Annotated in this window: 6 protein-coding genes and 3 rRNA genes; 7 read left to right on the top strand and 2 right to left on the bottom strand. The window is 63.9% G+C overall.

The genetic code is table 11. The annotated features are described in order from the left end of the window. The first annotated feature begins 505 nt into the window (after positions 1 to 505). The 3 genes from ACWA15_RS13335 to rrf all read left to right on the top strand — a co-directional run bounded on the left by ACWA15_RS13335 (position 506) and on the right by rrf (position 5,774). Positions 506 to 2,029 (top strand): 16S ribosomal RNA (locus tag ACWA15_RS13335). Positions 2,030 to 2,465: 436 nt separating this feature from the next. Then, positions 2,466 to 5,575: ribosomal RNA gene (locus ACWA15_RS13330) — 23S ribosomal RNA — on the top strand. An 82-nt stretch (positions 5,576 to 5,657) separates the two neighbouring features. Beyond that, positions 5,658 to 5,774, top strand: a 5S ribosomal RNA gene (gene rrf / locus ACWA15_RS13325). The 16S, 23S and 5S rRNA genes sit together here, the layout of an rRNA operon. 181 nt (positions 5,775 to 5,955) lie before the next feature. Here rrf and ACWA15_RS13320 read toward each other — a convergent pair. Next, entirely contained in the window at positions 5,956 to 7,137 is a 1,182-nt protein-coding gene (locus tag ACWA15_RS13320) for an IS30 family transposase (RefSeq protein WP_464055820.1), read from the bottom strand. A gap of 128 nt (positions 7,138 to 7,265) precedes the next feature. On the opposite strand from ACWA15_RS13320, the gene gatC reads away from it, so the two are divergent. The 4 genes from gatC to ACWA15_RS13300 are packed head-to-tail and all read left to right on the top strand — an operon-like array spanning position 7,266 to position 11,162. Continuing rightward, the gene (gene gatC, locus ACWA15_RS13315; RefSeq protein WP_464055818.1) at positions 7,266 to 7,565 is read left to right on the top strand and encodes an Asp-tRNA(Asn)/Glu-tRNA(Gln) amidotransferase subunit GatC; all 300 of its coding nucleotides are present in this window, start codon (positions 7,266 to 7,268) and stop codon (positions 7,563 to 7,565) included. Beyond that, complete coding sequence (gene gatA / locus ACWA15_RS13310) at positions 7,562 to 9,076, top strand: Asp-tRNA(Asn)/Glu-tRNA(Gln) amidotransferase subunit GatA (RefSeq protein ID WP_464055817.1); 1,515 nt, start codon at positions 7,562 to 7,564, stop codon at positions 9,074 to 9,076. The genes gatC and gatA overlap by 4 nt, the downstream gene beginning before the upstream one ends. Next, on the top strand, positions 9,073 to 10,581 hold the full coding sequence (gene gatB, locus ACWA15_RS13305; protein ID WP_464055816.1) for an Asp-tRNA(Asn)/Glu-tRNA(Gln) amidotransferase subunit GatB: 1,509 nt from the start codon (positions 9,073 to 9,075) through the stop codon (positions 10,579 to 10,581). Before gatA ends, gatB begins: the two co-directional genes overlap by 4 nt. Beyond that, a complete protein-coding gene (locus ACWA15_RS13300; protein WP_464055815.1) occupies positions 10,578 to 11,162 on the top strand; it encodes a GNAT family N-acetyltransferase in 585 nt (194 codons plus the stop codon). The genes gatB and ACWA15_RS13300 overlap by 4 nt, the downstream gene beginning before the upstream one ends. Before the next feature lie 39 nt (positions 11,163 to 11,201). Here the strand turns inward: ACWA15_RS13300 and ACWA15_RS13295 are convergent, their stop codons facing one another. After that, positions 11,202 to 12,569, bottom strand: coding sequence for a cryptochrome/photolyase family protein (locus ACWA15_RS13295; RefSeq protein WP_464055814.1), 1,368 nt, complete (start codon positions 12,567 to 12,569; stop codon positions 11,202 to 11,204). Between the last annotated feature and the right edge of the window lie 61 nt (positions 12,570 to 12,630).

Genomic DNA, 12,630 nt, shown 5'->3' with positions numbered 1-12,630 from the left:
CCGCGAAGTGGCTGGTCCCGGGGTTGGTTTCCTACGCTGCAGGTGCTTGGTGAGCTGGTCTCGCCGGGTGGAGTAGTGTGGGGCTTCTGGTTCAGACCGGGGTGCGGATTGCTTGGAAGAGCGGTTCGGACGCGAGGGTGGATCGGGTAGGCTTGAACGGCCCGCTGATGGCGGTTGACTGGCTCGGAAACGGGGTGGTTGACGGGCTAGGCGTGATCGGATAGGCTAGAGAGGTTGCCCCAAGAGAAGGACCGAAGGGTCTGGAAGTGGTGCGCGTCCGCTCCTTGAGAACTCAACAGTGTGCTTAATAGTCAATGCCAAGACCCCTTGTCTGGTGTTGGTTGCCGGGTCTTCGATCTGGTGGCTGATTCGCAGCAAGGTTTATTTGGTATGAATTGAAAACGCAAGTTTTCGGTTTGTAGCCTTGATTAATCAGGTGCCTCTTTGCAGGGGTGCTTGCTTCGTATGGTTGTTAACTTCTCTTCGGAGGGGTTGATATCAAACATTTACGGAGAGTTTGATCCTGGCTCAGGACGAACGCTGGCGGCGTGCTTAACACATGCAAGTCGAACGGTGATGGGGGAGCTTGCTCTTCTTGATCAGTGGCGAACGGGTGAGTAACACGTGAGTAACCTGCCCTTGACTCTGGGATAAGCGTTGGAAACGACGTCTAATACCGGATATGAGATGCGACCGCATGGTCTGTGTCTGGAAAGTTTTTCGGTCAAGGATGGACTCGCGGCCTATCAGCTTGTTGGTGAGGTAATGGCTCACCAAGGCGTCGACGGGTAGCCGGCCTGAGAGGGCGACCGGCCACACTGGGACTGAGACACGGCCCAGACTCCTACGGGAGGCAGCAGTGGGGAATATTGCACAATGGGCGAAAGCCTGATGCAGCGACGCCGCGTGAGGGATGAAGGCCTTCGGGTTGTAAACCTCTTTCAGTAGGGAAGAAGCGAAAGTGACGGTACCTGCAGAAGAAGCACCGGCTAACTACGTGCCAGCAGCCGCGGTAATACGTAGGGTGCAAGCGTTGTCCGGAATTATTGGGCGTAAAGAGCTCGTAGGCGGTTTGTCGCGTCTGGTGTGAAAACTCAAGGCTCAACCTTGAGCTTGCATCGGGTACGGGCAGACTAGAGTGTGGTAGGGGTGACTGGAATTCCTGGTGTAGCGGTGGAATGCGCAGATATCAGGAGGAACACCGATGGCGAAGGCAGGTCACTGGGCCACTACTGACGCTGAGGAGCGAAAGCATGGGGAGCGAACAGGATTAGATACCCTGGTAGTCCATGCCGTAAACGTTGGGCACTAGGTGTGGGGCTCATTCCACGAGTTCCGCGCCGCAGCTAACGCATTAAGTGCCCCGCCTGGGGAGTACGGCCGCAAGGCTAAAACTCAAAGGAATTGACGGGGGCCCGCACAAGCGGCGGAGCATGCGGATTAATTCGATGCAACGCGAAGAACCTTACCAAGGCTTGACATACACCGGAATCATGCAGAGATGTGTGCGTCTTCGGACTGGTGTACAGGTGGTGCATGGTTGTCGTCAGCTCGTGTCGTGAGATGTTGGGTTAAGTCCCGCAACGAGCGCAACCCTCGTCCTATGTTGCCAGCACGTTATGGTGGGGACTCATAGGAGACTGCCGGGGTCAACTCGGAGGAAGGTGGGGATGACGTCAAATCATCATGCCCCTTATGTCTTGGGCTTCACGCATGCTACAATGGCCGGTACAAAGGGCTGCGATACCGCGAGGTGGAGCGAATCCCAAAAAGCCGGTCTCAGTTCGGATTGGGGTCTGCAACTCGACCCCATGAAGTCGGAGTCGCTAGTAATCGCAGATCAGCAACGCTGCGGTGAATACGTTCCCGGGCCTTGTACACACCGCCCGTCAAGTCACGAAAGTCGGTAACACCCGAAGCCGGTGGCCTAACCCCTTGTGGGATGGAGCCGTCGAAGGTGGGATTGGCGATTGGGACTAAGTCGTAACAAGGTAGCCGTACCGGAAGGTGCGGCTGGATCACCTCCTTTCTAAGGAGCTACATGCTGGCGCTGTTCGGGGACTACCCCGGAAGTGGTCAGGTGGCCACGTCCACTCTCCGAATGAGGGGGTGGGTGGTTGCTCACGGGTGGAACATTGACTATGGATGCCGGCAGCGCCGGTCATGGAAGTACGTCGCCCCCTTCGGGGAGCGGGTGGAACCTGTGGCCAGTGAGGTGGGTGGACGCAAGCACACTGTTGGGTCCTGAAGGTACGGGCGCCGAAAGGCGAACGAACTTCAGGCAGCCCTGGTCTCATCGACCGGGGTTGCTGCACGCGGGTCACCGTGATCCATCCGAACCGCATGCCCCTGGGGTGTGTAGGCGGTGGTGTTCGGTGGGATCGTCCGTAGCTTGAGAACTGCACAGTGGACGCGAGCATCTTTGCGATCAAGGACTTACGAGTCTTTGTTCTGCAATTTAGTGATATTAAGTTTTTAAGGGCACAGGGTGGATGCCTTGGCACTAGGAGCCGATGAAGGACGTAGTAGCCTGCGATAAGCCTCGGGGAGTTGGCAAACGAACCGTGATCCGAGGATTTCCGAATGGGGAAACCCAGCTGGAGTTATGTCCAGTTACCCGCATCTGAATATATAGGGTGTGTGGAGGGAACGTCGGGAAGTGAAACATCTCAGTACCGACAGGAAGAGATATTCCGTGAGTAGTGGCGAGCGAAAGCGGATGAGGCCAAACCGTTCATGTGTGATACCCGGCAGGGGTTGCATGGGCGGGGTTGTGGGACCTTTCAGATTGTTCTGCCGAACTTTCAGGGAGTCAGAAAGCCGCGTTATAGTCGAAGGGCATTGAAAGGCCCGGCGTAGAGGGTGTGACCCCCGTAGACGAAATGACGTGGCCTCCCGAAGGGGATCCCAAGTAGCACGGGGCCCGAGAAATCCCGTGTGAATCCGTGAAGACCACTTCATAAGCCTAAATACTACCTAGTGACCGATAGCGGACAAGTACCGTGAGGGAAAGGTGAAAAGTACCCCGGGAGGGGAGTGAAATAGTACCTGAAACCGTGTGCCTACAATCCGTTGGAGCCTCCCTAGCAGGGGTGACAGCGTGCCTTTTGAAGAATGAGCCTGCGAGTTAGTGCTCAGTGGCGAGGTTAACCCGTGTGGGGAAGCCGTAGCGAAAGCGAGTCTTAATAGGGCGAATGAGTCGCTGGGTCTAGACCCGAAGCGAAGTGATCTACCCATGGGCAGGTTGAAGCGCGGGTAAGACCGCGTGGAGGACCGAACCCACCTAGGTTGAAAACTGGGGGGATGACCTGTGGGTAGGGGTGAAAGGCCAATCAAACTTCGTGATAGCTGGTTCTCCCCGAAATGCATTTAGGTGCAGCGTCACGTGTTTCTTGCCGGAGGTAGAGCTACTGGATGGCCGATGGGCCCCAAAAGGTTACTGACGCCAGCCAAACTCCGAATGCCGGTAAGTGAGAGCGTGGCAGTGAGACTGTGGGGGATAAGCTCCATAGTCGAGAGGGAAACAGCCCAGACCACCAGCTAAGGCCCCTAAGCGTATGCTAAGTGGGAAAGGATGTGGAGTTGCACAGACAACCAGGAGGTTGGCTTAGAAGCAGCCACCCTTGAAAGAGTGCGTAATAGCTCACTGGTCAAGTGATTCCGCGCCGACAATGTAGCGGGGCTCAAGTATACCGCCGAAGCTGTGGCATTCACATAATAACCAGGCCTTCGTGGTCCAGGTGTGTGGATGGGTAGGGGAGCGTCGTGTGGCCAGTGAAGTCGCGGGGGAACCCAGCGGTGGAGGCTACACGAGTGAGAATGCAGGCATGAGTAGCGAATGACGGGTGAGAAACCCGTCCGCCGAATGATCAAGGGTTCCAGGGCCAGGCTAATCCGCCCTGGGTAAGTCGGGACCTAAGGCGAGGCCGACAGGCGTAGTCGATGGACAAGGAGTTGATATTCTCCTACCGGCGAAGAACCGCCCATACCGAATCTGGTGATGCTAAGTGCCCAAGCCTGGTCCGCACGCCCTTCGGGGCCGAGGACTCAGGGGAGCGCACGACCCGAGCTGGTAGTAGGTAAGCGCATTAACAGGGGTGACGCAGGAAGGTAGCCCAGCGTGGCGATGGTTGTCCACGTCCAAGGTTGTAGGGAGAACAGTAGGCAAATCCGCTGTTCACATATCCTGAGAACTGATGGTGAGTCCGTATGGACGATGATTGGGTGATCCTATGCTGCCAAGAAAAGCCTCGGCGCGAGGTTCTAGCCGCCCGTACCCTAAACCGACTCAGGTGATCAGGTAGAGAATACTAAGGCGATCGAGAGAATCATGGTTAAGGAACTCGGCAAAATGCCCCCGTAACTTCGGGAGAAGGGGGGCCCGGAGCGTGTACCCACTTGCTGGGGAAGCGTGCAAGGGCCGCAGAGACCAGGGAGAAGCGACTGTTTACTAAAAACACAGGTCCGTGCGAAGTCGCAAGACGATGTATACGGACTGACGCCTGCCCGGTGCTGGAAGGTTAAGAGGACGGGTTAGCACTTGTGCGAAGCTCAGAATTTAAGCCCCAGTAAACGGCGGTGGTAACTATAACCATCCTAAGGTAGCGAAATTCCTTGTCGGGTAAGTTCCGACCTGCACGAATGGCGTAACGACTTCTCCGCTGTCTCAACCGTGAACTCGGCGAAATTGCACTACGAGTAAAGATGCTCGTTACGCGCAGCAGGACGGAAAGACCCCGGGACCTTTACTATAGTTTGGTATTGGTGTTCGGTGCGGCTTGTGTAGGATAGGTGGGAGACTATGAAGCATGCACGCCAGTGTGTGTGGAGTCAACGTTGAAATACCACTCTGGTCGCTCTGGATATCTAACCTCGGTCCGTAATCCGGATCAGGGACAGTGCCTGATGGGTAGTTTAACTGGGGCGGTTGCCTCCTAAAATGTAACGGAGGCGCTCAAAGGTTCCCTCAGCCTGGTTGGCAATCAGGTGTCGAGTGCAAGTGCACAAGGGAGCTTGACTGTGAGACTGACAAGTCGAGCAGGGACGAAAGTCGGAACTAGTGATCCGGCGGTGGCTTGTGGAAGCGCCGTCGCTCAACGGATAAAAGGTACCCCGGGGATAACAGGCTGATCTTGCCCAAGAGTCCATATCGACGGCATGGTTTGGCACCTCGATGTCGGCTCGTCGCATCCTGGGGCTGGAGTAGGTCCCAAGGGTTGGGCTGTTCGCCCATTAAAGCGGTACGCGAGCTGGGTTTAGAACGTCGTGAGACAGTTCGGTCCCTATCCGCTGCGCGCGCAGGAAACTTGAGAAGGGCTGTCCCTAGTACGAGAGGACCGGGACGGACGAACCTCTGGTGTGCCAGTTGTTCCGCCAGGAGCACGGCTGGTTGGCTACGTTCGGAAGAGATAACCGCTGAAAGCATCTAAGCGGGAAGCTTGCTTCAAGATGAGGTTTCCACGGGATTCGTCCCGAGAGGCTCCCAGAAGACCACTGGGTAGATAGGCCGGATGTGGAAGAAGGGACGAAAGACCTTCGGAGCTGACCGGTACTAATAAGCCGATAACTTGATAACACTCAAATTTTGTGTGCTACGCGTCCACTGTGCAGTTCTTAGGGTACGGCCGTGAGTTCCCGGTCGAAAAACCTAATAGAGTTACGGCAGTCATAGCGTGAGGGAAACGCCCGGTCCCATTCCGAACCCGGAAGCTAAGCCTCACTGCGCCGATGGTACTGCACGGGTGACTGTGTGGGAGAGTAGGTCGCTGCCGGACAACCTTTCAACGAAAGCCCACCCCTTCGGGGGTGGGCTTTCGTCGTCCCCGGACACAAACCGCCGACCCCACCGCCCCTCTCCGGCTGCCGTCCGGCCCCAGCCCGCCCCAACACCGTTGAGTGCGGGATCCTCCGCAGACACGCCGGGGCAAAGTCAAGTAGTCAGGACAACGGGGTGGGCTATGCCGCCAGCAGCAGGTCGTTGAGGCGGTTGGCGGGGGTGTCGAGGTTGAGGGTGGGGCGGGGCCGGCGGTTGAGCTTGGCGGCGACCTGGCGGAGGTCGTCGGGGGTGTGAACGGACAGGTCTGAGCCTTTCTCGAACCAGAACCGCAGGAGCCGGTTGGTGTTCTCGTTGGTGCCCCGCTGCCAGGGCGAGTGGGGGTTGCAGAAGTACAGCTGCAGGTCCAGGGCCGTCTGGATCTGGGCGTACTGGGCCAGCTCGGTTCCGCGGTCCCAGGTGATCGAGCGGCGCAGGTGGTCAGGGAGGTCCTTCATCTCCTCGATCATCGCAGCCGCGACCGTCTCGGCGGTGTGGTCACCGGGCAGGTGCAGCAGGATCGTGAACCGCGTGGCCCGCTCCACCAGGGTCCCGATCGCGGTCCCGTCGCACCCGATGATCAGGTCCCCTTCCCAGTGCCCCGGGACCGCCCGGTCCTGGACCTCGGCGGGCCGGTCACTGATCTTCAACGCGTCCTTGTAGGGGCTGTTGTTGGGCCGGGTGTCGATGTTGGGGACGCGTCTGCGGCGCTTCAACGACAGGTTCTGGGCCAGGTCCGCCCGCAGACCCCCGCGGGTCTGGACGTAGAGGGCCTGGTAGATCGTCTCGTGACTCACCTGCATAGTCTCGTCGCCGGCGAAGTAGAACTCCAGCATCGACGAGATGAGCTTCGGGCTCCAGCCGTCGTCCATCCAGACCGCGATCAAGTCGCACAACGGCGCGTTGTCGACGAGCTTGAGCGCCTTGGGGCGCCGGCGCTCCTGGAACGCCGTGCGATGGGCGACCGAGGCGTAGTAGACGCCGTCGGGGCTGGTGTTGCGCTTGACCTCCCGCCAGATCACCGACTTGTTGCGACCCGCGAGCCGGGCGATCTTGGCGTAGCTCCAGCCGTCATGCAGGCCCGCCTGGATCATGCCGCGCTCGGCCAGCGTCACCTCCCGGCCCCCAGGCTCAGCAGGAGGAACCGGACCAGCCAAACCACCAGTGGCACCACGCGAGATCTCCATGCCACCAGACTGAGCCCACCACCTCGAGCCACTGGCCGGATGAGCCCCTACACGCTGAGCAGCGACCTGAACGGACACCCCCGAACACACCAGATCCACGAACTTCGTACGAGTCCCAGCAGGGAACAACTTGACCATCACACGCTCCATTCAGACGAGCGTTGCTCTGACCATATGACTTTGCCCCGGCGTTTCCCCGGACAACCCAGCACTCAGCGGGTGGGGGGAGGGTGGGGGTGGGGTGGGTTGGCTCTAGACTGGGGGGCATGTCCACACTCTCCCGTGACGAAGTCGCGCGCGTCGCTGCGCTTGCGCGAATCGACCTAAGCCCCGAAGAACTCGACCGCCTCGCCGGTGAGCTCGTCGTGATCGTCGACGCCATCGCTGAGGTCAGCGCCGTGGCTACCCCCGACATCCCGGCCACGAGCCACCCGCTCCCGCTGTCGAACGTGTTCCGCGACGACGTGCCTGTCGCCCCGCTCGACGTCGACGCCGTCATGGCGAGCGCGCCGGCCAGTGAAGACGGCCGGTTCCTCGTCCCGCAGATCCTCGGGGAGGACTCATGAGCGACCTGATCCGCATGTCCGCAGCCCAGCTGGCTGCCCACCTCACCTCCGGTGACGTCTCCAGCGTGGAGGCCACCCAGGCCCACCTCGACCGCATCGGTGACGTCGACGGAGCCATCCACGCGTTCCTGCACGTCTCCTCCGAGGAAGCCCTCGCCACCGCCCGTGACATCGACACCCGACGCGCAGCGGGGGAGGACCTCCACCCGCTGGCCGGCGTCCCGATCGCGATCAAGGACGTCGTCGTCACGAAGGGGCTGCCCACTACGGCCGGCTCGAAGATCCTCGAGGGCTGGATCCCGCCCTACGACGCGACCCTCATCGAGAAGATCAAGGCGGCCGGCCTCCCGATCCTCGGCAAGACGAACATGGACGAGTTCGCGATGGGCTCGAGCACCGAGCACTCCGCTTACGGCAACACCCACAACCCCTGGGACCTCGACCGGATCCCCGGCGGGTCCGGCGGTGGCTCGGCCGCCGCGGTCGCAGCCTTCGAGGCGCCCCTGGCGATCGGTACCGACACGGGTGGCTCGATCCGTCAGCCCGGCGCCGTCACCGGGACCGTCGGCGTCAAGCCGACCTACGGCGGGGTGTCCCGCTACGGTCTCATCGCCATGGCGTCCTCCCTGGACCAGGCCGGCCCCGTCACCCGCACCGTCCTGGACTCCGCACTGCTGCACGAGCTCATCGGCGGGCACGACCCGCGCGACTCCACCTCGCTCAACGAGTCGGTCCCCAACCTCGTCGACGCCGCCCGCCAGGGTGCCCTCGGTGACCTGACCGGCGTCCGCGTCGGCGTGGTGACCGAGCTCAGCGGCGAGGGCTACCAGGAGGGCGTCTCGGCGCGCTTCGCGGAATCCCTCGCGCTGCTGGCCGCCGCCGGCGCCGAGATCGTCGAGGTGTCCTGCCCCAACTTCCGGTACGCGCTGTCCGCGTACTACCTCATCATGCCCTCGGAGGCGTCGAGCAACCTCGCGAAGTTCGACGGCATGCGCTTCGGCCTGCGCGTCGTGCCTGAGGTCGGCCCCGTCACCGCTGAGCGCGTGATGGCCGCGACCCGCGGCGCCGGCTTCGGCGACGAGGTCAAACGCCGGATCATCCTTGGCACCTATGCGCTTTCCGCGGGGTACTACGACGCCTACTACGGGAGCGCGCAGAAGGTCCGCACGCTCATCCAGCGCGACTTCGACGCCGCGTTCACCCAGGCCGACGTCCTCGTCTCACCGACCGCACCGACCACGGCGTTCAAGTTCGGCGAGAAGCTGGACGACCCGCTGGCCATGTACCTCAACGACGTCGCCACGATCCCGGCGAACCTCGCCGGCGTCCCCGGGATGTCCCTGCCCAACGGACTCTCCGACGACGGCCTGCCCGTCGGGTTCCAGATCCTGGCGCCCGCCCGCGGCGACGCCCGCCTGTACCGCGTGGGCGCCGCGCTCGAAGCAGCCCTCGAGAACTCTTGGGGCGGACCGCTCCTCGCCCAGGCCCCTGAACTGGAGATTGCCCGATGAGTCACGCAGCAGACGTCGACCTGGTCGACTACGACGAGGCCATTGCCCGTTTCGACCCGGTCATCGGTATCGAGGTGCACGTCGAGCTCGGGACCCTGACCAAGATGTTCTGCGCCGCCGAGGTCGACTTCGGCGGGGCGCCCAACACCCAGGTCACGCCGGTCTCCCTCGGCCTGCCCGGCGCCCTCCCGGTCGTCAACGGCAAGGCCGTCGAGTTCGCGATCAAGATCGGGCTCGCGCTCAACTGCCAGATCGCGACGTCCTGCCGCTTCGCGCGGAAGAACTACTTCTACCCCGACGTCCCCAAGAACTTCCAGACGTCCCAGTACGACGAGCCGATCGCCTTCGACGGGTACCTCGACGTCGAGCTCGACGACGGCGCGATCTTCCGGGTGGAGATCGAGCGCGCGCACATGGAGGAGGACGCCGGCAAGAACACCCACGTCGGCGGCAGCACCGGCCGCATCCACGGCGCCGAGTACTCCCTCGTCGACTACAACCGCGCCGGGATCCCCCTCGTCGAGGTCGTCACCCGCCCGATCGAAGGGGCCGGCACCCGCGCCCCCGAGGTCGCCCGCGCCTACGTCCAGACGCTGCGGGACATCTTCCGCGCGCTCGAGGTCTCCGAGGCACGGATGGAGCGCGGCAACGTGCGCGCCGACGTCAACCTGTCCCTGCGCGCGACCCCCGAGTCGCCGCTGGGCACCCGCACCGAGACGAAGAACGTCAACTCGTTCCGCTCGATCGAACGTGCCGTGCGCTACGAGGTCTCCCGCCAGGCCGCAGTGCTCGACGCCGGTGGCACGATCATCCAGGAGACCCGCCACTGGCACGAAGACACTTCGACCACGACGTCGGGCCGTGTGAAGTCCGACGCCGAGGACTACCGGTACTTCCCCGAGCCCGACCTCGTCCCGGTCGAGCCGAGCCGTGCCTGGGTCGAGCAGATCCGGGCGACCCTGCCGGAGATGCCGGTCCAGCGTCGCCGGCGCCTGCAGGGCGACTGGGGCTTCGCCGACCCGGAGATGCGCGACGTCGTCAACGCCGGTGCGGTCGAGCTCATCGAGACGACCATCGCCGCCGGGTCCAGCCCTGCCGCCGCCCGCAAGTGGTGGATGGGCGAGCTCGCCCGGGCGGCGAAGACCAGTGAGGTCGAGCTCGCCGACCTGCCCGTCACCCCCGAGCAGATCGGCCAGCTGCAGAGCCTCGTCGACTCCGGGCGGATCAACGACAAGATGGCCCGCAAGGTCCTCGAGGGTGTCCTCGCCGGTGAGGGGTCGCCCGAGGAGATCGTCGTGGCCCGCGGGCTCGAAGTCGTCTCCGACGACGCCCCGCTGCTCGAGGCCATCGACACCGTCCTGGCCGCGCAGCCCGACATCGCCGCGAAGATCCGCTCCGGGAACCTCGGCCCGATCGGTGCGGTCATCGGTGCGGTCATGAAGGCCACCCGCGGCCAGGCCGACGCCGGCCGGGTGCGCGAGCTCGTCATCGAGCGCATCGGATGACCCGAGGACCGCAGGTGCGCGGGGAGCTCGTGCGGCTGCGACCGATCGTGGCGAGCGACGCCGACCGCATGTGGGAGTCCCTCCAGGACCCTGAGGCCATGCGCCTCACCGGGACCACCGCGGACTTCACCCGGGAGCAGATCGGGGAGTGGGCGGCAACCGTCGGTGACGCCCCCGGACGCTACGACTGGGCGATCACCTCGGCCGCGGAGCGTGACGGCCACCTGGTCAGCGACGACATGATCGGCGAGATCGTCCTCAACGAGATCGACGAGCATGCCCGGTCGGCGAACATCCGGCTCGTGCTGCTGCCCAACTACCGGGGCCGCGGCTACGGCCGGGACGCGATCTTCGCGGTGCTGCGCTGGGCGTTCACGCAGGGTGAGGGTGGCCTCGACCTGCACCGGGTCTCCCTCGACGTGCTGAGCATCAACCCGCGGGCGCAGATGCTCTACGAGTCGCTCGGGTTCCAGGTCGAGGGACGTCTGCGCGACGTCTACCTCGACGGCGACCACTACTCCGACGCGACCGTCATGGGGATCCTCGAAGACGAGTTCCGGGCGATGATCGCCCAGGACTGACCGCAGCACCGCATGACCACACCCGCCCGAGGGAGGGACCTACCGGTCCTTCCCTCGGGCGTAGTCGTCCAGGGTGGTCGCACGCTCGTGGGCGTGGTCGACCATCCGGTCGGGGTAGCCCGCCGGCGCTACCGCGAGCTTCCACGGCTCGTGCGCGGCGCGGCCGGGCACCCCCCGCAGCTCGGGCACCCAGCGCCGGACGTACGTGCCGTCCGGGTCGAACCGCAGGCCCTGCGCGACGGGGTTGAAGATCCGGAAGTACGGCGCCGCGTCGAGGCCGGTCCCGGCCACCCACTGCCAGTTGAGCTGGTTCTGGGCCACGTCGGCGTCGAGCAGGTGGTCCATGAAGTGCTGGGCGCCGCGCTGCCACGGGATGTGCAGGTCCTTGACCAGGAAGGACGCGACGACCATGCGGGTGCGCCCGTGCATCCACCCCTCGGCCAGGAGCTGACGCATCCCGGCGTCGACCATCGGGTAGCCCGTACGTCCTTGAGCCCACCGGGTGAACCACTCCTGCGCCGTCGGCTCAGGCGTCCAGGAGTCCGCGGGCAGCACCGGGCGCAGCGAGGCCTGCGCCGCGGACGGGGTGTGGAAGAGCACGTCCGCGTGGAACTCGCGCCAGGCCAGCTCCGACCGGAAGGAGGCCGCCCCCGGTGCAGTCCGCCCGGCGAGGTCGTCCAGGAGGGTCCGGGGATGGATCTCCCCCCACTTCAGCGCGGTGGACAACCGCGACGTGAGGTCGAGATCTGGGCGGTCCCGGTCGGTGTCGTAGGTGTCCACCTGGTCGAGGAACTCGTGCCAGCGGGCCAGGGCCGCGTCCTCCCCGGCCTCGATCGAGGCGGTGGGGTGGTCGTCGAGGGCGGGGAGCGGGTCGGAGCCGACGTCGAGCCACCGGGGGTGCTCGATGCGGGGGGCCGGGCGCCGCCACCCGTGGGCCAGCCACGCCGCCCGGAACGGGGTGAACACCCGGTAGGGGTTGCCGACCTGGGTCATGATGCGGCCGGGGGACACCGCGTAGGGCGAGCCGACGGGCACGAGCCGCGCACCGGCGTCGGCCAAGGCGGCGGCGGTGCGCGCGTCGCGGCGCCGGCCGTAGGGCTCGAAGGACTCGGTGACGTGCACGTCACCGGCCTCGATCTCCCGGGCCACCTGTGGCACGACGACGGCCGGGTCTCCCGTGCGGACGACGAGCTGTCCGTCCATGCTCGCCGCGAGGGAGCCGAGGGTGGCGAGCAGGTGGCTGCGACGTGGCGGGCCGGCGGACTCCCAGAGGGCCGGGTCGAGCACGAAGAGCCCGACGACGTCGCTGCCGCCGCCGTCGTCACCGCCGGAGGAGGCCGCCGCCGCGGCGAGGGCGGGGTTGTCCGCGAGGCGGAGGTCACGGCGGAACCAGTGCAGCGCGGTCATCCGATCACCCTAGCCGCCACCGGGCCACGTCCGAGGAATGACCCGGTGGACCACCTGGCAC

The sequence above is a fragment of the Sanguibacter sp. TS_SC_8 genome, assembly GCF_055361235.1.
The sequence above is the reverse complement of the archived record's forward strand: the minus strand, read 5'-3'. Positions and strand labels throughout refer to the sequence as shown.

Coding starts and splice junctions, on each gene's coding strand:
- ACWA15_RS13320 (WP_464055820.1), bottom strand. CDS start 7,137: ATGGTCAAGTTGTTCCCTGCTGGGACTCGTACGAAGTTCGTGGATCTG.
- gatC (WP_464055818.1), top strand. CDS start 7,266: ATGTCCACACTCTCCCGTGACGAAGTCGCGCGCGTCGCTGCGCTTGCG.
- gatA (WP_464055817.1), top strand. CDS start 7,562: ATGAGCGACCTGATCCGCATGTCCGCAGCCCAGCTGGCTGCCCACCTC.
- gatB (WP_464055816.1), top strand. CDS start 9,073: ATGAGTCACGCAGCAGACGTCGACCTGGTCGACTACGACGAGGCCATT.
- ACWA15_RS13300 (WP_464055815.1), top strand. CDS start 10,578: ATGACCCGAGGACCGCAGGTGCGCGGGGAGCTCGTGCGGCTGCGACCG.
- ACWA15_RS13295 (WP_464055814.1), bottom strand. CDS start 12,569: ATGACCGCGCTGCACTGGTTCCGCCGTGACCTCCGCCTCGCGGACAAC.